Source organism: Methylobacterium sp. E-025, from assembly GCF_022829705.1.
Taxonomy (GTDB): domain Bacteria; phylum Pseudomonadota; class Alphaproteobacteria; order Rhizobiales; family Beijerinckiaceae; genus Methylobacterium.
Genome location: NZ_JAKSYR010000052.1, coordinates 16888 through 40372, shown reverse-complemented (window position 1 = coordinate 40372; position 23485 = coordinate 16888). Strand labels below are relative to the sequence as shown.

Genomic DNA, 23485 nt, shown 5'->3' with positions numbered 1-23485 from the left:
ACGTCGTGCGCCTGTCGGCCGTCGCTGCGGTCCTGGCCGGCGCCGGGTTCCGACCCGTTCCGGCCGCCGCGGAGGACGCCCCCGCCCTGCCCGGCGCCGGCGCACCCTTCGACGCGTCGACCGTGCCCGCCCTCGCCCGCGCGCTGGCCAAGGCCGCCTACGCCGCCCCCCGCACCGACGACCTCCCGGCCAGCCTCAAGGGCCTCAGCCGCGAGGAGTACGGCGCCATCCGCACCAAGCCCGCCGCCGCGATCTGGGCCGGCGACGACCTCGGCTTCACGATCGAGCCGCTGCATCGCGGCGCGATCTTCACCGGCCGCGTCGCGCTGTTCCTGGTCGAGGACGGCCGCATCCGGCCGATCGCCTACGATCCGGCGAGCTTCGACACCGGTGGCTTCGCACTTCCGGAATTCTCGGAGGATCCGGGCTTCTCCGGCTTCCGCCTGCGCGCCCGCTTCCCCGACGGCCCCGACCTGTCGGACTTCGCGGTGTTCCAGGGCGCCTCGTTCTTCCGCCTCGTCGCCAAGGGCCAGGGCTTCGGCATCAACGCCCGCGCGCTGACGCTGCGCCCGGCCGACGCCCGCGGCGAGGAGTTCCCGATCTTCCGCGCGGTGTTCATCGAGCGCCCGGCCGACGGCGCCCTCGTGCTCCACGCCCTGATCGATTCCGATTCCGCCTCCGGCGCCCTGCGGATGGTGCTGCGGCCCGGCACCGAGGCCTCGACCACCGAGGTCGAGACCACGATCTTCGCCCGCAAGGCGATCGATCACCTGGGCCTGGGCGGCATGCAGGCGAGCTACTTGTTCGGCTCCGAGGATCGCCGCCGCGTCGACGACGCGCGCGCCGCCGCCTTCTCGGCCGCCGGCCTGCAGATCCGCAACGGCGCCGGCGAGGCGATCTGGCGCCCGGTTCACAACCCCGACGCGCTGCAGATCTCGTCCTTCGTCGACGAGAACCCGAAGGGCTTCGGGCTGATGCAGCGGGCGCGGACCTACGAGGACTTCGAGGACGACGTGCAGCACTGGGAGTGGCGGCCCTCGCTCTGGCTGGAGCCGGCCGATGCCTGGGCGGGCGGCGCGGTGACGCTGATCGAGATCCCGAGCGATTCCGAATTCAACGAGAACGTGCTGGCCTACTGGCGGCCGAAGGAGCCCGTCGTCGCCGGCTCCGAGACCACCTTCCGCTACCGCCAGCACTGGTGCTGGCAGCCGCCCGCCGCGCCGCTGGCCACCGTGACCGGCACCCGCAGCGGGCGCGGAAGCGCGGGCGCGCGCCGCCTGTTCCTGGTCGACTTCACCGGGGACGGGCTGTTCTCCGAGGGCGGCCTCGACATCGCCCTGGCGGCGGCCCCGGGCAGCATCGCGCGCCAGCAGTTTTTCAGCTACCCGGAGCGCAGGACCGTCCGGGTCGCCTTCGAGCTCGATCCCGGCAGCGAGCGCGCGAGCGAGCTGCGCCTCGCCCTGGTGCGGGGCGGCCGGGCGGTGACCGAAACCTGGCTCTATCGCTGGACGCCGTAGAAGGCAGCGGCGTTCGAGGGACCGCCGGGCCGCATCGGCCGGCCCCGCGAGGCTCCGAAGACGAGGATGGATCAAAGGCCGTGCGCATGGACGATTTCGCCGCCCTCCCCGCGACCGCACGGCGCGACGCCCCGTCGGGCCACCCGGGCGAGCGGTCGTTCCCCGACGCCCTGCCGCCGAAATCGCCCCTGGCGATGCCGGTGCAGAGCCTGTCCGCCTGGGACCCGGCGCTCGGGCATGCGCCGTCGCGGCACCGGGCCCGTCCTCACGCGTCCCGCCTCCTCGTCTTCGGCGGCGCGGTCGCGCTCACCGCCTATGGCGGCTGGCAGATGTACGAGACCGTGTCGGTCTCGGGCTCGCCGACGGCGCTGCAGTACGTGCTGGTCGCGCTGTTCCTCCTGACCTTCTCGTGGATCGCGCTGGCCTTCACGAGCGCGATCCTCGGCTTCGCCGTGCTGCTGCGCCGCCCGCGCCTGCCGCCGGTGCCGGCGGCCCTCGCCACCCGCACCGCCATCCTGATGCCGGTCTACAACGAGGGCACGGCCCGCACCTTCGCGGCGATCGAGGCGATGCGCGAGGCGGTCGACGCCACCGGCCTCGGCACGGCCTTCGACTGGTTCGTGCTGTCGGATTCGACGCAAGCCGACGCCTGGATCGCCGAGGAGCGCGCCTTCCTGGCCTTGCGCGAAGCGCTCGGCCCCGACGCCCGCCTGTACTACCGCCACCGCCGGAGGAACCATCACCGCAAGGCCGGCAACATCGGCGACTTCGTCACCCGCTGGGGCGGGGCCTACGACCACATGCTGGTCCTCGACGCCGACAGCCTGATGACCGGCGACAGCGTCGTCCGGCTCGCCGGCGCGATGGAGGCGGACGCGGATGCCGGCATCATCCAGACGCTGCCGCTCATCATCAACCGCAACACGCTGTTCGCCCGGGTGACCCAGTTCGCCGCCCGCATCTACGGCCCGGTGATCGCCACCGGCCTCGGCCACTGGTCGGGGCGCGACGGCAACTACTGGGGCCACAACGCGATCATCCGCACGAAGGCCTTCGCCGCCGCCTGCGGCCTGCCGGACCTTCCCGGGAAACCGCCCTTCGGCGGGCACGTGCTCAGCCACGACTTCGTGGAGGCCGCCCTGATCCGCCGCGCCGGCTGGGCGGTGTACATGCTGCCGACGCTGCCGGGCTCCTACGAGGAGAGCCCGCCCTCGCTGATCGACGTGGCGGTCCGCGACCGGCGCTGGGCGCAGGGCAACCTCCAGCACGCGCGGATCATCGGGGCGGCGGGGCTGAAGGCGGCCTCGCGCCAGCACTTCGCCACCGGCATCGCCGGCTACGCCGCCTCGCCGTTCTGGCTGTGCCAGCTCGTGGTCGGCATCGCGCTGGTGCTGCAGACGGCCTACGTGAAGCCCGAATACTTCACCACCGAGTTCGGCCTCTACCCGGTCTTCCCGCGCTTCGATCCGGTGCGCGCGCTGCAGCTCTTCGGGCTGACCATGGGCATCCTGCTGGCCCCGAAGTTTTTGGGTCTTCTCCTCGCGCTGATCGACGGCCCGGTGCGTCGGGCCTGCGGCGGCGCGGGCCGGCTGGTCGCGTCCTGCCTCATCGAGATCCTGCTCTCGGCGCTGATCGCGCCGATCGCGATGGTGATCCAGTCGGGCTCGGTGTTCAGCATCCTCGCCGGGCGCGACACCGGCTGGAACCCGCAACGGCGCGACGACGGCTCGATCCCGCTCGGCGACATCGTCCGCCGCCACCGCTGGCACACGGTGCTGGGGCTGGTCTCGGGGATCGCCGCCTTCGCCATCGCCACCTCGCTGTTCCTCTGGATGGCGCCGACCATCCTCGGCCTCGTCCTCGCGATCCCGATCTCCTGGGCGAGCGGGCAGCTGGCGCTCGGCCTCGCCCTGAAGCGGCGCGGCCTGCTGATGACGCCGGAGGAGCGCGACCCGCCGCCGATCGCCACCCGCGCCGGCGCGCTCGCCGCCCGCAACCAGGCCCGCGGCCTCGACGAGGCCGACGCGCTCGCGGCGCTCCACGCCGACCCGGCCCTGGCGGACGCCCACACCCGCATGCTGCCGAGCGCCGAGCCGCGCCCCCGCGGCCGGGTCGACATCGACCACACCCTCGCTCAAGCCAAGGTCGTCGAGGCCGAGACCCTCGACGAGGCCCGCACCTGGCTCAGCTCCAAGGAGCGCATGGCCCTTCTCCACGACCGCGCCCTGCTCGACCGCCTCGTGCGCCTCGCCCCCTGACCCGATTTTCCCGATGTCCGGCGGCCCCGAACTCCGCTACAACCCGATCCGCCGGAAGGGTGGCCGAGTGGTTTAAGGCAGCGGTCTTGAAAACCGCCGTGGGGGCAACTCCACCGTGGGTTCGAATCCCACCTCTTCCGCCAGCATTCCCCTAGGTGGCTGATGCGCCACGAAATGCACCGAAATCAACGGCTTACGTCTGGGCGACTGCTACACACAAGTGTACGCAGGAGGCATGAAGGACGTGGGTCGGCACACATACCTTGCGCGTCGTAAGGGCACGGCGAACTGGCAATTCCGGGCAAGGGTCCCGCTCGATCTCGTTGCCCATTTCGGCAAGCGGGAGGTCACTAAGAGCCTCGGGACCGCCGATCTGGCGGAAGCGAAACGCCGAGTACGGGACGAGGCGGACGCCTTCGACAAGCAATGCCGGGCTGTCCGTGATCGGGCGGCATCTAACGTCTGCGATACGATCGGGAGCGTCGCCCTGACCTCGCTCAGCGAGGCTGCCATCAAGCAAATGGCGCTGGCGTGGTTCGAAACCCTGGCTGCCGAGGGAGAGCGGCGGCACGAGATGGTGTTGCCGCTTGATCGGGATGAAGCGCTGATCAATCTGGATCAGGAAGAGGGCGCGCTGCACGATCCGAACGACCTGGGCCTTGATGCGTCCTATCAAAGCGCGATCCAGCTCCTTCGGGCCAATGACGTTCGTTTGCTCCGGCGCCAGCTCAACCCGATCCGCGCCGCCGGATCGCCGTTGCCGTTTGTGGTCGCCAGAGAGGATGCCGCTTCGGCTCAGTTCCGCCAGCTCTTGGCCCTGCTGCGCAGAGGCCGGCTGGAGGGCATCCATCGAAATAGAGCGCGGCTTTCAGGCGATTACCAGGATAAGGTGTTCGATCCGGTGTTCCGGCCGCGTGCCGAGCCGAACGGCAAGACGCTGGCCCAGGTCATAACGGCGTTTCGCGCTGAACCCGAACGGGCCGGGCAGATCACCAAGCTCCAGCAGACCTACGCGTCTGTGTTCCGCCTTGCGAGCGAGATGTTCGGTACAGATCGACTAGTCCGTGAGATCGGTCGAGAGGAGTGCAAAGTATTCAGGTCGATGGTTCAGTCGCTTCCACCGAATGCAACGAAGCTGTTTCCGAAAAAGTCCCTTGTCGATGTCGCCAAGCTGGCGACGCCAGATACCGATCGACTGCGTCCAGCGACCGTCAACCACTACCTAGACGCCCTGGCGACCCTCTTCAACTATGCGGAAGGTGAGGGTTGGATCACCCAAAACCCAGCAAAGCGGCTCGCAATGAAAGGCGTCAAGAAGCGCCACCGACGTGATCCGTTCACGGCCGCGGAGCTGATCAAGATTTTTCAAGCGCCCCTCTTCACCGGGTGCCTAGACGACCAGAACGGGTACGCGAAGCCCGGACCGGACCGGCCGCGGCGGGGGCGGTTCTGGATCCCTTTGGTTGGGCTCTACACCGGAATGAGGCAGGGCGAAATTGCGCAGCTCCGCACCGACGACGTGCGCCTGTTCCAAGGTGTGCTTTGCATTTTTATCGTGGCAGACGGTGACGACGTAGACGAGGCCGACCGCAAACGGGTTAAAACCGAGGCGGGGGAGCGCTACGTCCCTATCCATCCTACGCTTGAGCAGATTGGTTTCGCTTTGCACGTCGAGCGGATGCGGAAGGCTGGCGCCGAGCGTTTATTTCCCGATATCGTGCGCGGGGCTGACGGCTATTTTAGCCCCTTCTCAAAATGGTTTGGGCGTTTCCTCACGGAAATTGGCGTCAAACGGGATCGCAACGCGTTTCATTCGTTCCGACACTCCTTCCGGGACGCGATGCGAGAGGCCGCCGTGCCACTGGACGTGGTGACGGCACTGGGCGGATGGGTACGAGGCGGCCTCGAAGAGCACTACGGCAGTGGTCGGATCACTGCGCCCGTTCTTCAGCAGCACATGCAACGCATCTGCTACGAAGGGCTCGATCTTTCACACCTTACAGACGCTCATCGCGGTCTGTAGAAGCATGAGCTACCCTGCGATCAACGCAACCGGTTTCACTCACGGTGCGTGGCGCGGCCTACTAATTCGGTGAGATCGACTGCGAGCGCGTTTGCAATGCGGTCCAAGATCAGGATCGTCGGATTGCGTTTCCCGCTCTCGACACCACTGAGATAGGTCTGATGCACCGATGCTCGCGCTGCCAATTCCTCTTGCGACAAGCCGCGGCTGCGCCTGATCCGCTGGACGTTGAGCCCCACCCTTTGCCGTGCGTCCATGCTGCGGATGGAAGCGAGCTTGGCCGCGATCCCTCCATAGACTATGAGTAATAAACGGTGTGGACAGCACCGATTGGAGGGCAGCCGTTAATGGGTAGGAAGTGGCTCACAACCGCAGCCGTTTTATGCGGGCTGCCGCTTTGGGCAGCGCAGCCGGTCGCAGCAAAAACTCCGATCTACCGTTGCGACACGATGAAGAAGCGTATCAGTGACCGGCTTGTTGACACCGATATGTTCGCCCGCCCGATTTACACCCGCCAAGACGAGAACTTCTTCGAGGTGAGCAGCATCGTCGGCATTGAAATCCTGGTTCGATGCAACAATGGCCGGTTCACGAACTTCGATGCGCGCCTTCGGCAAAGTGGAAACGGAGGGAGCATCGACGCCATCAACCGACAGCGGTGGATGGTCCTCTACGCCGCACTCGCACGTGCCTTCGACCCCGAGATGCGCGGCGTCGAGATCGTGTCCAAGACGGACAAGATGGTCGCTGACGCAACTTCCGAGTTCAAGGCGAAGAAGGACGGTGGCGTGAAGGACCCCAAAGGCTATGCAGCCCGGGCGTTTGGCCGCTATGGCATCTCATCCGAGATCGAAGAGGGGCGCATCGCCCTTTCCGCATGGCTCGCTGACGACGAGTAGGGCTCCAGCCCGCCCAGTAGTACTCACGCGCCCCCTGCGATGCACAATAGTGTGGGAGGGGATGGTGACGGTTGATGCAGCTCTGCGGCTAATGCAACCGGTTCCATTGGACATATGCGTAGCACCGAGGCGCAGCCGCATCTCGCGATGTTAGGATGATACCTTAGCCCGGACTTTGATGGCCCCGCCATCGCAGGGCGGCAGATCAATCCCTTGGCCCTCAAGAGCTGTCTGGATCTTCGTCAGGTTCGCTGTAAGCACGTGCTGCGGAACCCCATCAACGGCCTCCATTCGTTTGATGGTCGCTGCCGAAACGTCAGACGCCTCCGCCAACTCTTTCACGGACCACCGCAGGAAGCCGCGGGCCATGCGCATCTGGGCACCCGTCACCATAGCATCAGCCTGATCATTTTTGGGTCTGTCGTGAGCCAATCTGGTTGACGACATGATAGATATGAGCCATATTAGCTCATCGTCGCTTCGAAAGGAAGCGTTGATGACAAGCACTGGCTCGATGTCCCTCTCTTCCCACCTGACCTACATCGACCGCAGCGAGGCTTTCCGGGCTCGGGTCCGCGCTGGCACCCGTGCTCCGGCCCCGGTCCGCAACGACCGCATCGTCTCCTGGGGCGGCACGATGGGCCAGCGGTGGAATGCGACCATCAAGGCGGCTGGCGTCTCGATCCCCGAGGGCACCGTCGTCCTCGCGGTTCGCCTGAACGAGCACGGCCAGCGCAACGTCGTCCTGGTCGAGGCCTACGAGGGCGACCAGGCCGCGTTCGCCTCCTTCCCCCGGCTGGGCCACATGCTCGGCGCTACCGAAATCCAGATCTGCGGCGCGGGCGGCACGATGATGGAGCGCGGCCGGATCGCTCGCGAGCTGGGGCGGCACACCCGCACCGATCGCACCACCCTTCTGACCCGCCCGCTCGTCGTTGCCGGAGCCTTCGACCGGCGAGCCATCATGGCGACCGCCTGTGCTGCCGCGAAGGCCCGTCAGGCTCGGACTGGCGAGACCTGGGGCGCCTGCCTATCGGTCGCCCTCTCCGGCACCTGGGCTCTCGCCAAGTCCGCCCGCTTTGCTACCTCTCACTAAAGGAACGCTATGATCGATACGGCCCCCTTCCCCGTCCCGCAGTTCGAGGGTGCCCGCGCAAGCCGCGATTACGCCCAAAGGGCCGCTCAGCAGTACCGCTGCACGGTCCGGCGCATCCTGGATGGGGGCGCCCGCAGCTCCGGTGACATCGCCGCGGAGCTGAACCAAGTGGCCGGGCCCTTGCCAGCCGGCCGATCGTGGGACGCGGGTAGCGTCGGGCGCCTCCTCAAGCGGCTCGGGATAGACCGGGGCGAGTGGCTGGAGCGGGATGCGGAGGCAGTTCGGGAGCCTATCGAGGGGTTCTGGCAGCAAGGCATCCGCACGGCCCCGCAGCTTGCCATCGCCCTCACTCGATCCGCGGTCCCCTGCCGCGGTGGTCAATGGACGGCTGCGAGGGTCGCCACGCTACTCAAGCGGCTCGCAGGTGATTGGATGACAGAGCGCAATCCCCGCCTTCAGCGAGGGGACAGCGTGCCGCTGGTGACCACTCTGCCAAGCGTCGCCAAGCTGATAGCCTCGATCGAAGCGCCGAAGGTGTCCACAACAGTCGAGGCCCCTGCCCCCCTGGACGCGGAACCTCGGGAGGCGTCTCGCCGCCGCCGGGCGATCCGGGCCTGAGAAGCGTCCACGCAACAGCATTGCCACCACAGGAGAGACAGATGGCCCCGCGCATCCCTACCGCCGAACAGCTTGCGCAAGTACGTGAGGACCTTGCCCTTGATATCGGGGGCACAGGCGACTGGCGATCCAGAGTGCAGGATGAATATCCGGACGACAGGCGGAGCGGCGAAGCGGCCGATATGCTCAGCAAGCTGGAAGCATCAGTGGCCGACATCCCCGATGAACTGATCGCCCGATATGACGCTCTGTGGACGAACGAGGACCACGAAGACCATTTGCACGAGATGACCGAGGATTGGAGCCAGGGAACGCGAGCAGTCGGCTTTGGGGCCGCGCCGTCCAGTGCCCAGAAGATGGTTGAGAAGTTCGTTGAGGAGTGGGAGGCTAAGCTGGCACCGCCGCAGGCACCCGAACCGAAGCCGCGCCGCCGCGCTATCAAAAGCTGATGGCCCCCATCATGCTCCCCCTCGCCTTCGCGGCGCTGGCCTCGATCATGGTGCCGGCCGCCGCGGTCGCATCCCCAAGGTGTCGAAGGTCTACGGGGCGGACGGCCGCCGCGTGGCGGTGATCAAGCGGACCGCGTTCGGGACCAAGGTCTACGGCTCGAACGGCCGGCGGGTCGCCACGATCAATGGTAGGTAGCTGGCCTCTCAGAGAACCACGTTCTGGTCACACAGCCCTTCAGCCTCGGTCGCGTTTTTGGCGCTGAGGGGGGTGGTATGCTGACCGTCCGAAGCCCTGGCCGTACGGTCCGACCCCAGTGCGGTCTTCGCTTCCGCCTCAGTGGCGTAGGGCCTGCTCACGCTCCATTTGAAAGGCCCCTCGCCGGGCTTGGCTTTCGCCCGGAAGCCGTAAAACCACTGCATCACAGGCACCTATCTGTTCCAGCGCCGAAGCACGTTGTCGTGCGGGCCGACATCAACCGCCACATACAGGTCGTCGGCTTCCTTCCGAAGCAAGACGCAGTCGCCGCGGTCGTGTCCTTCGAGGTGCACGATCACGGAGGCCTTGGGGGTTGGCAGCATGATTATGCGGGGCACCGTCGTGCAAGGGCCAGAACCATGCGTTAGCAGACGCGCGACCCGTTGCATGAGGAGAGCGGCTTGTTTCGAGATTGGATGGCCGACGAGAGGCGGTGGCGGACCTACGCCAGCGTACAGCTCCTCAAGCTCCAGGAGCATCTTACTGACGTAGCTGCTGCCGTCGCGGCCGGGGTGTTCCTGCTACTGCTCTCACACTACCAGCACGAGCTAGCTACAGGCTTGGCTTTCGCTCTCTTGCTCGGGTTTATGGCCCAGGCACGTAGTCGCGTGAAGGATCGAGAAGCGGTCCAGGAGCTACTTCGGCGGATGGATGATGAGGCCCGCTCAGGCTGAGTTAGCGTCATGCCGATGGGGCCAAAATTGAAGAAGGCCCCGCCTTGAGGGGCGAGGCCTTCAGACACTGTAGGGGTTTGCGATCACCATCTACAGCGGCCCGCGAGCGGGACTTAATTGCCGGTGCTACCGGCGACCCGCTTGATATGGCGCGGCGTACGCGGACCGTCAACCGAGCCCCAAGCCGCTCCGTACGCACTGCTGAACCTGCGCGAACAGTTCCGGCTCCAACACGCGAACATCGTAAACGCGCTGGCCGCCTTCCCACCTCTCGAACAACAGCCGCAGTCGATGGAAAGCGACCGTCAAGACGATGTCGCCCTTCAACCACATCACCTCTGCCTCGTAAGGATGAGGTAGCAGCGGATCGGGTCGGATCTCCAGATGATGAGCCATGAACTTATGCGGCCTTCTCGTGCTCAGAGGCACGATCGTGCACATCAACGGGCGGCCCGGTATCTCGGGCGAGAGAACAACTGCCGGACGGCGCTTGCCTATTTCAGGGTCCCGAAAGCCGTGAGTTAGGTCAACCCGGACGATCGTACCGGGTTGAGGGTGTGCAACGACCGTCAAACTGCGACCTCATGTGTCAGGCGCGGAACTTAGATCTCAGTGCCGCGCGTTTAGCATACCATTGTCCACATCAGTCCCGCCTTTCGACCAAGCGTCAACACCACGGCGCAGGCTTACAGCTTTCGAGAAACGGCTAGGCAGGTAGGCGCGCCACCAGATTGCGAACGGTGGTCGCGTACCAGGCGCCGCCGCGGGCAGTGCGGATGCCGCGGGCGTTCAGTGCCTCCGCGATCCCGGTCAGACTGGACACCCCGCTGCGCCGGATCGCCTCCACAATCGGTAGGACGTTCGCCGCGAAGGTGTCGGCCACCCGAGCGTTCGCCTGGGCACCGAGCTGCTGCGCCTCCCCCAGGTTCGTGGGGTTGCCCAGCTTGGTGATCGGCTTGCCTAGCTTGGTGACGCCCCGTGCCTTCAGGCCGGCGAGGGCATCGCGGGTCCGCCGGCTGATCATGCGGCGCTCTTGCTCGGCTAGGGCCGCATACACGTGCAGCATGAAAGGGTCGGCGTTCGCCCCCAGCTCGGTGACGATGAAGGGGACGCGCTGGGCCATGAGCCCGGCGATGAACGCAACATCTCGGGACAGCCGATCGAGCTTCGACACCAGGACCGGGCAGCGGAGCCGCTTCGCTACGGCGAGGGCCTTCCCCAGGACCGGCCGGCGCTCCAGGGCGTCCGACCCCTTGCCGGTCTCCACTTCCTCGAACACCTCGACCACGTCGAAGCCCTGGACCTCCGCAAAGGCGCGGATCGCCTCCCGCTGCGCCTCGATCCCGAGCCCGGACTTGCCCTGGGCACCAGTCGAAACTCGGACGTAGGCGACGGCGATGGTGGTCATGAAGTGCTCCCGGCGGGGTGCCCTGTAAGTTCAATATGACCGTTTAGGGTTTACATGCAAGCAAAAAATGTACACAAGGGCTATTGCATCCGGTTGCACTCGGGGAGGGGAGACACAGATGATCAGGAAGGCACGGCCGAGAGGCGATCCCGCTAAGGGTGGAGCCGATACCCGATCGGCAGCGGATGCGCGGGCCGCGGAGCTGGCCCCGATCATGGCCGAGCTGAAGGCGGAGGGTCACACGTCCGTCCGGAAGCTCGCAGAGGCCCTGAGTGTGCGCGGGGTGCCGACAGAGCGCGGCGGACCGTGGCACGCGACAGGGGTGCAAAGGCTGCTCAAACGGATAAAGGCGCTGTCCTAGTGGTCTCAATTTGACGGATGGAACCCATGCCCTGGGTCCGCTTCCGACCCATAGCGGACCTGCCGTCATGCACGCGAAGCGCGTGTCGATCGCATAAGTGGATGTATGGAGCCCTTCAGCCCTCCTTCGGCTTGAAGTCGCCCCATGACAGCGTTTCGGATCGCAGCGACCAGATAACCGACCCTGAAGGTCCGGAGAGCGCCGCCGACAACAGCCCCATCGCCGGGTTCGGGCAGTCGTAGAGCTTCGCGAGCGCGATAGCATCCTCGGGGCTCTCTGCCTCGATATCGCGACCGTCGATCGCGCAGCCCTCGCGACCGTCCAAGAAGCGCAGGACACATTTCAGGCGATAGGTTGGCACGTTAGTCCTCAACGAGATGCTGGTGGAAATCGCCACCATACTCAGCGCTTGTGGCTGCGAGCGTTCCACGTAGCTTGAGTGCTCCTGTCCGATGCATGCGAGCCAGGTAGAGCATACCGTTCGCGAGTGCATGATCCCCTGTGGTGGCCGCGTCAGCGCCGATCGCAGCAAGCTGATCAGCAAACGCATCCTCGGCCTCAGCATCACGGGCCAAGATGCTCATCAGTTTGTAGGCGGTGGCACTCATCGCGGCGAAATAGGGCGAGCGCTCGCGCGAGAGGAGGGGCGGGATATACGGCTAGCCGGAACTGGAGATCCCCACGCAGCAGGCCTCGGTGCTCGCCCCCCCCGGAGGCTTGATGGTGTCCGGCGATTGAGACCTAACGGTCGATACTCATGCCTCGGGTCCGCTTCCGACCCGACACAGACGTACCGACGGCCATTGGCGCTTCCTGAAAGCAGCCATTCTTCGGCCGTCCGGCAACTTCGGCTTGGGGTGGTGAGCGGTCATTGGCTGGACCACCACACGATCCTTTTAACGGCTAACTGCTCCCCGTAGGTCGGGGAAGCGAGCGCTCAAGCATCCCATTTGACTTCCAGGGAATAGCCTGGTGTCAGATCGGCATCCGATAGCCGTAGAACTCGTGGTCCTCGTTGTAACCGCCCTGTCCAGCGCCAAGATCGGCGAAGTCGTGGACGAATTCAATCGCGGTAATCCATTTCACCATCTTGAAGCCCAGCTCGTTCTCGCAGCGCAGGCGCAGCGGCGCACCGTGCAGCACGCTGACCGGAGCACCGTTCATCTCGTAGGCCAGGATGGTCAGCGCGTGGTGCATGTTGTGCATCCGGTGCGCGTCGTAGTAACGCCCCCCTTCGCCACCCTCGGCGAACGAGTAGAACACGGCATAACGGGCCTCGGCACTGGGCTGCACGAGATCAAGGATGTGCTGCATCGGCACGCCGCCCCACTTGGCGACGCCCGACCATCCCTGGATGCAGAAATGCGTGGTGATCTGCTCCTGCTTCGGCATCGCCCTGAGGTCCGCGAGCGAGAACTCCTGTGGTCGATCGACCAGCCCGTCCACCCGCAACCGATAATCCGCAAAATTGCCGGCGACCTGAGCGTCGAACTCGGCGGAGGCGGGCATGGTGCCGTTCGGCCAGAAATACGGCGATATGTCCGCCTCGGTGAGTTCGGACCGTGGGTCCCACCACTCGGCCAGGCCCTTGATCCAGCCGATCATGAACTTACCGACGTGCTGCACCTGCCGCGCGTAGCGGATCGTTACCGGCGAGGCAGCCGCCCAAGCCCCGGCAACCACCGACATCGCCAGCATGAAAGGCAGGAAGCCCGACCACGAGGCGTTCTGCACGCCGGCGAACATGTGGTTGGTATTCTCGCGCAGGCTGGTGACGAACACCATGACGCCGTGCGCCAGGATGAACAGCACGAACCACGAGAAGGACAGGAAGTGAATGGACCGCGCCACCTGCCGGTTCAGCACCCGCCCGGTCCAGCCGAGGCGGTTGGAGATCGCCGGGCTCTGCAGCAGGCCGGTGGCGATGGAGACCGGGGCTGCGATGAACACCGTAGCGAAGTAGGCCAGTTGCTGTAAGGCGTTGTAGCGGGTCCAGCCCTGGTCCACGGGAAAGTCGAGCGACCCGTATTGGATCGCCGTCGAGATCGCGCTTGGGAACACGTCCCAGGTCAGTGGCACCAGGCGACGCCACTGATCGGTGGCGAACAGCATCACGTAGAAGACGACGCCATTCACCGTCCAGAGCATGTTGGTGGAGAAATGCCACCAGCGAGCCAACCCGATGGAGTGGCGCAGCCCTGGAATGCCGAGCCACTTCGGCAGCGTCACGGAGTCGTCTTTGGCGGTCCAGATCCGCCCGGTCGGCACCGGGCGCTGGAAGCGGAACCAGTCCGTGCCTGGCGTGCAATCTCGTTTCCAGTATAGCCGGGGGTGGTCTGCCAGGATTTGGATGCCGGCGCGGATGATGAACATCATGAACAGCATGTTCAGGAAATGCTGTAGCCGCAGCCACCAGGGAAAGCCGGAGTTCACCGAAGGCGCACTCTGCGCGATGCCGGGATGGCGTACGATGAACGCCTTCACGTCCGGATACTCACGCAGGCTCTGTGCAAGGGCGACCACGAGGACGAGAGCGGCGAAGCCGAGTGGCAAGGCCCACAAAGTGCTGACCCAGCGCCGTCCGACGCGGATGCGAGGCACGATGCCTTGCTGCGGCGGCAGCCAATGGCTCAACAGGATGCGATCATCTGCACCACTCAGCTTCGCCGCGAGCGGATCATGGATCGGCACGACATTGGGTGTATCCGTCATCGGCCTGATCCTGTGTGATGCTGGCGCGCCCGCCATGCTCTGCGCGGTGTGTCTGGTCCTCGTTTGGCAATCGGCAGGCTGACAGGATGGTGAGGCATCCAGCAGACCCATCTCGAACTGAAGTCGATGAAGCTGAATGGGTTCCGTAGCCGGTAACAGACCAGGATCACGCTTCCATCCTAGGCCCGGTCCTGCTGCGCGTCCCAATGGTATGTTGCCATCGAGGCAACGAGGGTCTGCCTCGGGTCGTGAGCGGGCGCACCAGCAGCGTCCGCTGTTATGCATGGCTACCCGAGAGCGGACCGGAAGAAATCCACCCTTCTCGGACGTTCAGGGGCGGGTACCAAGGGTCAGATTTCCACCACTACTCGGGAATGTTCGGCTCATCGCCCCACACCGCTGACCCGACGCTGGCTGCTTGCGCGGTAGCAGCAACGCTTGACCCGACGACCGAAGAGCTAATGCTAGCGCTTTCAGTTGACCGGTAAACGAGGCGGTCGCCATCGATCGTACCGACGTAGCGTCCGTCAGGGCCGTGCACCTTGTCGCCGCTGATCCGGCCAACCAGCTTCCCGGACTGGGTGTAGACCTGCGATCCCGACTTCTGAAGCGGTCGGCCGTTCTTCGTATAGAGGCCCATGCCTGTCCCCTTGCGATCCGGAAGCCATCTAGCACGCCTGGCACCCGTGCTTTAACCCACCGTTTACTCTTGCGTGCACACCTGACGACGTGTGCACACGTGCACGGGGCCGCAGGTTCGCATGCGGCTATGCGGGAGAGCGGACATGCGCACCATCGCGCTCATCAATCAGAAGGGCGGCGTCGGGAAGACGACAGTTGCTCTCCACCTTGCCACCGCTTTCCAGGCACAGGGAACGGACGTGCTGGTGCTGGACCTGGACCCGCAGGCATCCGCCGCGGAGTGGCACGACGCACGGGCAGACAAGGTCCCCCACGTGGAGAGCATTCAGCCGGCCCGGCTCGCCAAGGTCGTGGAGCAGGCGGCCGATATCGGCACGGGCATCCTCATCCTGGACACAGCTCCACACGCGGAGAGCACGGCCCTGGAGGCTGCCCGGTGCGCCGATCTGGTGCTGGTGCCGTGTCAGCCCTCGATCATGGACCTCCGGGCGATGCGGAAGACGATCGAGCTGCTGAAACTCGTGAAGGTGCCGGCCTTCGCGATCCTCAACGGCGTCCAGGCGCATGGAACCGTAGCCGATGAAGCGGCCGAGATGATCGAGACCGGGCTAGATCTGCCGGTCTGTCCGGTGCGGCTTGGGGACCGAGTGGCCTACAGCCGATGCTTGATTGGCGGCCAGACTGCGCAGGAGATCGAGCCCGCGGGCAAGGCTGCAGCCGAAATCATACGCTTACACATGTGGGCATGCGAACAACTGCACCTTCCCACAGCATTACACGTGGCCGTGTCCGCGACCGCGAATGCGCACACGTCCGCAGGTGGGATATCCCGCACGTGAACAGTACCACAGGCGAACACGCGCACAGCACAGGAGCACAGGACACCATGACGAACCGCTTCCAAGCTGGGCTCGCCAGCATCAAGAGCAACAGCGGCAAGGCCCCCGCGACGGCGCCGGATGAAGCCGAGCTTCCTGCCGTAATTCCGATGGCAGGGACTGCCCCTAGCCGGAAGGGCAAAGTGGTGATCAGCGCCTACTTCGATCCAGCCGTGCGGCAGCAGCTCGCGATCATGGCGATTAAGCAGGACCGGTCACAGGCAGCCCTTCTCGCCGACGCTCTCAACCTGCTGTTTGAACGGCACGGAGAGGCACCGATCGCTAAAGCGTAATGAGGAGACGGGGCATCTGCACGCCAGTGCAACCGGTTTCACTGAAGCGAAGCCCCCCCTGTCCCCCTGTCCCCCCCTGGCGCTGATCGCGGTGACCACCGCCCTCGACTTGGTCCCCTGATAGGCGCACCGGCAGGCCGGAGGTCTGCTTTCCCCCAGCGCGGACGTTGCTGGCGGGTTCCATCCGTTAGATTTTGACCACTAGGAGCGCCCGCCATGCGCATCCTATCCTTCTCATCCTTACTGCAGCCGAAGCGATCGGATCACAAGAGGGTTCTGTGAAGGAACGTCAGATCTCTGAAGCCGACGCGTTAGTGCTGTGCAAGCGCGCCGAGGGGCACTTTTTCGACCGCAAGGCGGCGGCGATCTCAGGCCAGAAGTTGCAGAAGATCGTAGTGGCCTTGGCCAACGCTGATGGCGGCGAAGTCGTCGTGGGGATCGCTGACGACAAGGACGAGCCCGATCCCACGAAGCGATGGGGCGGTTTCCAGACGGTCGAGGACTTCAACGGTTTCTTGCAAGCCATCCACACGCTCAACCCGTCCGTCGATGCGCGGTACGAGTTCCTGAAGCACGATACCAAGGGCACCGTCGCGCTGCACATCTTCGTGGAGCGGAGTGCCGACGTGAATAAAACGTCCGATGGCAAGGTCTACCAGCGGTCCGGGGCACAGTCCCTGCCGCTGTCGGCGGATCAGATCACGGAGTTGGGCTTCGCCAAGGGCGCTCGCTCCTACGAGAACATGAAGCTCCCGGATCTCACTCCCGAGCAGATCGCGGATGCGCACGAGCTGGCGTCCTTCCTGGCCGACTACTCCCCATCGACCGATCCGCTGGACTATGCCGTCAATCAGCACCTCGTGGACAGCAAGGAGTGGACGCCGCTGGTCGCAGGCATCCTGCTATTCGGCGACAACCCGTCCGCCATGCTGCCTCGGAAGTGCGGGGTCCGGATCTCCCGCTATGAGACCCGCGAGGACGATCCGGAGCGCGCTCACCTTAAGGAGAGCTACTACATCGAAGGTCCGGCCTACCAACTAATTCATGCAGCAGTGAACAAGATCACTTCGATCCTATCCAACATTTCCATGTGGGGCAGCCAGGGATCGGAGCAAAAGGGCTATCCGCCGGAGGCTATCTGGGAGGTCTTCGTCAACGCAATCATCCACCGGGATTATTCGATCTCGGACGATGTGCATGTAACGATATTCAACGACCGCATCGAGATCTCAAGCCCCGGTAAACTTCCCGGATACGTCCGGGTGGATAACATCTTGGATGCCCGCTTCTCGCGGAACTCGAAAATGGTGCGATGCCTCAACCGCTACAGCGACGCGCCGAATAAGGACATGGGCGAGGGCCTGAACACGGCGTTCCAGAAGATGAAGGAGTGGAAGCTGAAGCCGCCCATCATCGAAGAGGACGGCAACTACATCAAGGTGACGATCCGGCACGCTCCGCTAGCCCTGCCGACAGAGGCAATCATGACGTTCCTGGAGGATCACGCCGAGATTACGAACGCCCAGGCGCGGCAGTTGACCGGGATCAAGTCGGAGAACGCGGTCAAGAAAGAGTTCTACAAGCTGCGGGACCAAGGGATCATCGAGCGTGTCCCGAACCGTGGCGGCGGTCACGCCGCCTGGAGGAAAGTCGGAGCGGCGTGATTGCCGAAGAAATCGCCCTGAAGATGCGTTTTACGGGTGACGGATCTGGCAGTGGTACGCCTGTCAGATCCGTCACCCGCAGGCATGTCAGAAACGGCGCACGATGTAGGATGTGCAGTCGATTAGCACGCATCGGGGATACGACGCAGTAGGACGTAGGGGTTCTGCCAGTTCTGACACCCCTTCGCAGGCCGCGTTCGGGTTGCCGGCCGCGGCGACCAGCATCATACCTTCACTCATGACGACGCCGCCGCCCACTGCTGAAATCATCCCCTTGGTTCTGCCACCGCAGGAGAAGCGGAAGGCCGATGACAAGTACGGGAAAGCCGTGATGGGCCACGGCTTCACCATCCTGCCGAAACTGCTCTTCGAGACGCAGGCGCATCTCAAGATCAGCCCTACCGCTTTCAACGTGCTGCTGCATCTCATCTATCACTGGTGGGACGCCAACGATGCTCCCCGCCCTGCCATTGCAACAGTCGCTCGCCGGATGGGGAAAAGCCCGCGCTCGCTCTTCCGCTACTTTGACGAACTCGAAGCGGCAGGGCTCTTGGAGCGCGTCCACCGGTACAAGGGCAAGAAAAAACAGACCGCCAGCGCCTATGTGCTGACCGGCCTGATCGAGAAGCTCCAGAAGATTGAGCCGCAGATGACAGCGGCTAAGAAGTTCAAGGGCAAGCGACTGGTGGACGCCGAAACTCCGGCCAAGGCCTCCACCAGCGCTGCCTAGAGATCATGGCGTAGCTCAACGGAAGAGCGCCCGCTGTCTACTATGCGTCTTGGTCACACCTGAGCATAGCTGCGGGGAGATGCGGGTTCAACTCCCGCCGCCGTGCCCACACTACCTTCCACCGGGTGTTCAGTCGCTGAAGCTCGAACGCTCCTTGGCTGCCCCGGTCGATCCCCCGCCGCCGTTGACGGTCACGTTGAACTGCTTCGCGTTGATGGCACCGACCACCGCATTACAGGCTGCCACCGTGGCCGCGGTGTTGGCCGCGATCGAGCCAAGCGAACCTGCCATGCCCGCCAGCGTCGCATTCAGTCCCGACATGGTGCCTTGAAGCTCAGTGTCGTGGACGTTCAGGACGCCTTGGGCCGTCACCAGCACGGGCGTGGCAAGCCGAAGGGGCTGCTTCACCCCGACCTCGTCCTTGATAGACACCGGCCCTGCGATATCGACCACGGTGCGCCCGCCTGCCGCCACTGCCGCGCCGGGGATCGCCCCCGTAGGCTCAAGCGGTCTCGCGGGCGTCGCCGGGATCGCGGGTGCTCCCTGTGTACCCGGCGTCGGGCCCATGATCGTGACCGGCACCGGCTTGTTCATCGCCTGGATGGGCGAGGGGACCGGGTTGGTGACGTGCACGTTCTCCGAAGACAGGGGCGCCGCTGCCTTGGCCCGAGCATCCGCCGCGGCTCCGGCCGGCTTGTCGCCGTAGCGGATGCTCTTGGTCACCGGTTCACGCTGTTCCTTCGGCTTGAACTCTTGAACACGCTTCGTCAGATCGGCGTCGCTGTGCTCCGCGTGTTCCTGCATCGCCCGGACGGCGTTTGCCCGGTCCGTGGCGTCTTTCACCTTCTGGTCGGCGTCGGAGACCATCTTCATGGCCTTGGCCTCCCGCTCCTGAGTGCGCCTCTTCCGCTCGGCATACGCCACGTTGGCATCGCCCTGGGCCTTCACCTCCGCCTCTGCCCGCTTGAGGTCGTCTTCCAGGCCGGCGCGCTGCCCTGGGAACGCGCCGCGCGCCCTCGGATCGAAGGTGTCCAGCCGGGCCTTGGCCGCGTCCCGCCGCTTGCCCGCCTCCAGGTACGCCTCCTCGCTGTTCGAGCTGGAGTTGTTCCCGAGCATGGCCGACACAGCTTTGCCGATGAGGCTGTTACCCTTCGCGTCGTCCCCGATCGAGCCCAGGAAATCGAGCGTGGCCTTCAGGGCTTGCCCGATAGCCAAGAGCTTCCCCATGCTCTCGGAAAACCCGTCGAAGTCGAGCACGGCCCAGGCGGCGAGGGCCGCAGCCACTGCCCCAACCGCGAGACCGAACGGTCCGAGAGACGCCATGGCGCCGATAACGGGTCCGGCCAGGGCGATTGTGCCCAGAGACGCAATGCCGGCCGTGACCGCCGCAATGCCAGCCATCGCCTTCTGGGTCGCACCCGGATCGGAGGCCGCCGCGACCGCGAGTTTGCCCATGGCGCCCGCGATCTGATCCATCGCGGTGATCGCGGTCCCGACCTCCGGCGCCCCGAGCGCGGTCATGAGCGTGTGGAAGGTGCTCTGGAGCTTGTCGAGCTGGGCGGTGAAGTTCTCGCCCGTCATGATCTCCGTGGCGTTCTTGGGCTGCCGGCGGATCTGCTCCCGCATCGCCTGGATCTGCTCATTCTGGGCAATGAAGTCGGCGATCTGCTTCGAGAAGTTCTTGGCCTTGGCGAAGGTGTCGGTGCCCTTCTGAAGCTCGTTGTCCAAGAACTCCTTGAACTTGTCGATCAGCTTCACCTTGCGGTCATCACCCGACAGGCCGGCCAAGTCCGTGTCGTTGCCGTGCTCCTGGTAGAACCTCTGCCTCGTCGCCCCGATATCTGTGATGCCGGCCTTCTTCAGCGCGGCAGGGACTACGGTGTTGCGGAACGCATCGTATTGGTTCGTGCGGAAGCCCTCGGCATTCGGCATGCTGTCCGGCCGCACCCCGAGATACTTCTTCCCGTCATACAGAAGATCCTTCTTGTTGATCAGGCCCATCTCCATCATCGCCTTGGCGGAGGAGAGCTGCATCTGGCCCTTCACGAAGGATTTCGAGAACATGTAGGTCGCGTCGCCGGCTCCGCTGCCCCCCATAGCCATAGTCAGGGCGGGCAACACCTCGCCCGTGAACTCGTTCGACCAGCCGCGGGCCGTACCACCCGACTTCTGGATGGTCTGAAACAGCTCCTTCGGGTTGAAGATGCCGCGCGTGGCGATGGTGCCGGCGGTGATCGCATCCACGTAGCTCTTGATCTCGCTTTCCGACTTGGTGCCCTTGCCGGTATCCTCCAGCGCCCGGCCGAGATAGCGGGACTGGTCCTCGCCCAGGTTCTTCTTCATGGCCCCATCGCCTACCAGGGCGACCATCTTGGCTGACTGGGCAATGATGGGGGCGAGGCGAGCAGCTTTCTTCATGTCACGGTCACCCGTGTCGGCCACGTCGATGACCGCCTTCATGGCATCGACCACCGAAATGTTCGGGTTCTTCGCGGCGATGCGCTGGGCAGCCTGTGTCGCCTCCTGGATCTCGGCCGTGTTGCGCCCCTGAAGCTTCAGGAGGACTTGCAGGTCGTTCATCTCGCCGCCCGATTTCACAGCGTCCCAAATGGAATGAGCGGTAAAGGCACCGGCCACAGCGCCGCCGATCGCGGCACCATCGTGCGTGTGCGCCCCTCCACCATGACGACCGCCGCTACGCCGGCCGGCCGTTCCACCACCGCCACCGCCACCGGTCCCGCCACCGTGGCCTGCGAAGACGCCAGGCCGCTGCCGACCGCCTCCGCGCGTCTGCCGGGGCTGACGAGGGGAAGGGGCACCCCAAGGAGCGGCCGAAGCCGGAGCTGCCGCCACGGCGGGAAGACCCGAAGGGGTGCGAGCTGCCGGCCGGCGGGAGCTGGGGGCCGCCGGGGGGGCGTTGGCGGCTTCGGGGGGACGGGCGGCCCGGCCGTTCAGGATGCCGGGAACGATGCTCTTCGCGACGGCCCGCGAGATAGCCGGCGGTATCCGGGACAACGCCGTCGCGGTATCGGTGTTCGCAGCATGACCAGCGAGGGCCCGAGCGGCGCGGCCGACCACCTGCGATGATTTCGCGGTCTCGCGGACCGCTCTTTGGAAACCACGGGGCATCGCCTCGCGTGCGGGCGGCGAGGTCTCGGGGGCATGCTCTGCTGCCATCCGGGCAGGCCGATCGACCGGACGAATGGGGACAGCGACGGGACGGGCAAGGTGCGAAGTGACGGGTGGCCCATCGAGCCTCGATCCTGCCCGATGAGGCGTGCGGGCAGCGGCAGATGCGGCCGGGGACCGGGCGGGAAGGGCCTCGCTGCGGCGCTCAGGTGTCCGCCGCGAGCCCGAAGCGATCGAGGCAGCCGCACGGGGCGCCAGTGAAACCGGTTGCACTGAAGTGCGAGAGGTTCGGGCCTGGGCTTTCGCCGCGCGGACGGTCGCTGCGGTCACCGCCTTGGTCTCGCGGGCCGCGCGGCGGCTCTCGCTGGACAGGTTGCGCATCTCCCGAGCGGCCGTGGCAGCGTGGGAGGCTCCACCCCGTAGGCCGTGCAGCTCCCTCGCGGTCGCGCCGATCGCGGTGTGCGCCTCCCGGGCAGCCTTGCCGACCCCCGCCACGGACTTGCCCAGTCCGGCGGATGCCCGATCGGCAGCCTTCATGCTCCGGGAAGCGCCCCGGCCGAACTTCTTAAGCTCGCGGTCGGCCTCGCCGAGAACCGACTTGAACGAGCCCGTAAAGGCCGCGCCGATGGTGACCGTGACATTCGCGCCGCCCGACATGACAGTGCCCCCTAATGGTTTCGATGATGCAAGGCGGCGTTTGCCGCGGGGAACGATAGTTTTTGGACGTGACGGAGCGCGATCGGCTGCGAAATCGTTCCGCCCTACAAGGATAAGGAAAAAGATGGCAAGGACTTCGATGTCCAGTGCCCTCTTCAAATCAGACGTGCGCGGCCAGATATGCCGGTGTCTTGAAGCGTGTACTGGGACGAGCGATGGGGAGCGGTCTCAGAATACGAGTGTCCACGATCGCTGGGATCTGCTCCAGGATCGAATCGTAGAAGCGGGCCGCCTGCCTCTCGCGAATGGGACGACCAGGCCGGAACTTGTCCTGAGCGTTGGTCATGTGGTTTCCTAGGTAAATGTGATCCGGATGCGCGCAATTCGGGACATCGCACCGATGGCAAGCGTAATCCTTCGGTCCAAGCGGAAGATCAGCCGCTAGGGTGCACATGATCCGTGCCACGGGAACACTGCCTGCATGACCGGTGGATAGCCCAACTACGCATTTTGGGGGCATGTTGCAGTTCGCATACTTCATGCAGCCGCATCCCATGCGCGTCAGCCGCCGAAGGTGCCGCTCCGCTTCATCAAACGTCAGGATGTCGGTAGGCCACGACGGTTCATCATGGTGCGGGAGCCGCAAGCGGACGGGTCTCCAGATCGAAATCGAAGGCATGGCGAAGCTCCCTCGCCGGCCCCATCAGGATTTCGGCGGGTTGGGGAGGCTGCCCAGCGCTTGCCGGAGTGCCAGTGTGATTAGGTGAGCCGCGGGATGCGCTCGCGCATACGGACCGGGGGCGCATCTGGAGCGGTCTCCGGTAGGGTGGCTGGAGGCGCCTCGGGGGCGATCTCCGGCCCTAACGGGGAAGGCGGCTCGATCCCCAGGGCCGCCGCGCACGAAGCGAGATGGGCGGCGAGGCGGCGGGAAGTCGTTGTTTCGAGCCTAAACGGCGTCGGGCGCCGCACTGACGCGCTCGCGCACCCGCGCGCGGACCTTGGGTGGCGTTATCTCGACACCCGCGAGAGCACGGTTGACGGCCTCCCGGAGGAAGGCGGCGCGGCTGTAGCTTTCGCCAGGGTTTTCATGCCGGCGCGCGAGCACCAAGCAGTCGATTTTCTCGACAATCTCGTGGCTGCCTTTGTAGCTGAGCGAAATCACCGCTGCCTCCTTCGATCAATTCTTGAGATATATACCAACGCATGCCCGTTCACAAGATA

Annotated in this window: 19 protein-coding genes and 2 tRNA genes; 12 read left to right on the top strand and 9 right to left on the bottom strand. The window is 65.2% G+C overall.

All coding sequences use genetic code 11. The annotated features are described in order from the left end of the window. The first annotated feature begins 5 nt into the window (after positions 1-5). The 4 genes from MKK64_RS04705 to MKK64_RS04690 all read left to right on the top strand — a co-directional run bounded on the left by MKK64_RS04705 (position 6) and on the right by MKK64_RS04690 (position 5798). Positions 6-1517: a glucan biosynthesis protein gene (locus tag MKK64_RS04705; protein WP_409567878.1), complete on the top strand. Its 1512-nt coding sequence runs from the start codon at positions 6-8 to the stop codon at positions 1515-1517. A gap of 86 nt (positions 1518-1603) precedes the next feature. Continuing rightward, complete coding sequence (mdoH, locus tag MKK64_RS04700) at positions 1604-3775, top strand: glucans biosynthesis glucosyltransferase MdoH (RefSeq protein ID WP_243932441.1); 2172 nt, start codon at positions 1604-1606, stop codon at positions 3773-3775. A gap of 53 nt (positions 3776-3828) precedes the next feature. Beyond that, positions 3829-3918: transfer RNA gene (locus tag MKK64_RS04695), tRNA-Ser, on the top strand. Between the two features lie 92 nt (positions 3919-4010). Further along, on the top strand, positions 4011-5798 hold the full coding sequence (locus MKK64_RS04690; protein WP_243932402.1) for a site-specific integrase: 1788 nt from the start codon (positions 4011-4013) through the stop codon (positions 5796-5798). 35 nt (positions 5799-5833) lie between these two features. On the opposite strand, the gene MKK64_RS04685 is transcribed toward MKK64_RS04690, so the two are convergent. Next, a complete protein-coding gene (locus tag MKK64_RS04685) occupies positions 5834-6055 on the bottom strand; it encodes a helix-turn-helix domain-containing protein (RefSeq protein ID WP_243932401.1) in 222 nt (73 codons plus the stop codon). 192 nt (positions 6056-6247) lie between these two features. On the opposite strand from MKK64_RS04685, the gene MKK64_RS04680 reads away from it, so the two are divergent. From MKK64_RS04680 to MKK64_RS04670, 3 genes are all read left to right on the top strand, one after another. Continuing rightward, on the top strand, positions 6248-6697 hold the full coding sequence (locus tag MKK64_RS04680) for a hypothetical protein (protein ID WP_243932400.1): 450 nt from the start codon (positions 6248-6250) through the stop codon (positions 6695-6697). Between the two features lie 496 nt (positions 6698-7193). Further along, positions 7194-7793 carry a hypothetical protein gene (locus MKK64_RS04675; protein WP_243932399.1) on the top strand — a complete coding sequence of 200 codons (600 nt, stop codon included), beginning with the start codon at positions 7194-7196 and terminating at the stop codon, positions 7791-7793. 659 nt (positions 7794-8452) lie between these two features. Continuing rightward, the gene (locus MKK64_RS04670; protein WP_243932398.1) at positions 8453-8860 is read left to right on the top strand and encodes a hypothetical protein; all 408 of its coding nucleotides are present in this window, start codon (positions 8453-8455) and stop codon (positions 8858-8860) included. 1098 nt (positions 8861-9958) lie between these two features. On the opposite strand, the gene MKK64_RS04665 is transcribed toward MKK64_RS04670, so the two are convergent. From MKK64_RS04665 to MKK64_RS04645, 5 genes are all read right to left on the bottom strand, one after another. Next, positions 9959-10363: a type II toxin-antitoxin system PemK/MazF family toxin gene (locus MKK64_RS04665; RefSeq protein WP_243932397.1), complete on the bottom strand. Its 405-nt coding sequence runs from the start codon at positions 10361-10363 to the stop codon at positions 9959-9961. 133 nt (positions 10364-10496) lie between these two features. Further along, positions 10497-11198: a recombinase family protein gene (locus MKK64_RS04660; RefSeq protein WP_243932396.1), complete on the bottom strand. Its 702-nt coding sequence runs from the start codon at positions 11196-11198 to the stop codon at positions 10497-10499. 476 nt (positions 11199-11674) lie between these two features. Further along, on the bottom strand, positions 11675-11989 hold the full coding sequence (locus tag MKK64_RS04655) for a hypothetical protein (RefSeq protein ID WP_243932395.1): 315 nt from the start codon (positions 11987-11989) through the stop codon (positions 11675-11677). 545 nt (positions 11990-12534) lie between these two features. Beyond that, positions 12535-14271 (bottom strand): molybdopterin-dependent oxidoreductase, encoded by a 1737-nt coding sequence (locus MKK64_RS04650; RefSeq protein ID WP_243932394.1) that lies wholly within the window; start codon positions 14269-14271, stop codon positions 12535-12537. 364 nt (positions 14272-14635) lie between these two features. After that, positions 14636-14911: a hypothetical protein gene (locus MKK64_RS04645; protein ID WP_243932393.1), complete on the bottom strand. Its 276-nt coding sequence runs from the start codon at positions 14909-14911 to the stop codon at positions 14636-14638. 145 nt (positions 14912-15056) lie between these two features. Here MKK64_RS04645 and parA point away from each other — a divergent pair, with 145 nt between their 5' ends. The 5 genes from parA to MKK64_RS04620 all read left to right on the top strand — a co-directional run bounded on the left by parA (position 15057) and on the right by MKK64_RS04620 (position 18587). Then, a complete protein-coding gene (gene parA, locus MKK64_RS04640; RefSeq protein WP_279593038.1) occupies positions 15057-15752 on the top strand; it encodes a ParA family partition ATPase in 696 nt (231 codons plus the stop codon). A 47-nt stretch (positions 15753-15799) separates the two neighbouring features. Beyond that, entirely contained in the window at positions 15800-16084 is a 285-nt protein-coding gene (locus MKK64_RS04635; RefSeq protein WP_243932392.1) for a ribbon-helix-helix domain-containing protein, read from the top strand. Between the two features lie 278 nt (positions 16085-16362). Next, positions 16363-17748: an ATP-binding protein gene (locus MKK64_RS04630; RefSeq protein WP_243932391.1), complete on the top strand. Its 1386-nt coding sequence runs from the start codon at positions 16363-16365 to the stop codon at positions 17746-17748. Between the two features lie 238 nt (positions 17749-17986). Beyond that, on the top strand, positions 17987-18478 hold the full coding sequence (locus MKK64_RS04625) for a helix-turn-helix domain-containing protein (protein WP_243932390.1): 492 nt from the start codon (positions 17987-17989) through the stop codon (positions 18476-18478). Positions 18479-18482: 4 nt separating this feature from the next. Continuing rightward, positions 18483-18587: transfer RNA gene (locus MKK64_RS04620), tRNA-OTHER, on the top strand. A gap of 20 nt (positions 18588-18607) precedes the next feature. On the opposite strand, the gene MKK64_RS04615 is transcribed toward MKK64_RS04620, so the two are convergent. The 3 genes from MKK64_RS04615 to MKK64_RS04605 all read right to left on the bottom strand — a co-directional run bounded on the left by MKK64_RS04615 (position 18608) and on the right by MKK64_RS04605 (position 23426). After that, positions 18608-21058 (bottom strand): hypothetical protein, encoded by a 2451-nt coding sequence (locus MKK64_RS04615; RefSeq protein WP_243932389.1) that lies wholly within the window; start codon positions 21056-21058, stop codon positions 18608-18610. Between the two features lie 1366 nt (positions 21059-22424). Further along, positions 22425-22610 (bottom strand): hypothetical protein, encoded by a 186-nt coding sequence (locus MKK64_RS04610; RefSeq protein ID WP_243932388.1) that lies wholly within the window; start codon positions 22608-22610, stop codon positions 22425-22427. A 600-nt stretch (positions 22611-23210) separates the two neighbouring features. Then, positions 23211-23426: a hypothetical protein gene (locus MKK64_RS04605; protein WP_243932387.1), complete on the bottom strand. Its 216-nt coding sequence runs from the start codon at positions 23424-23426 to the stop codon at positions 23211-23213. Positions 23427-23485: the final 59 nt, after the last annotated feature.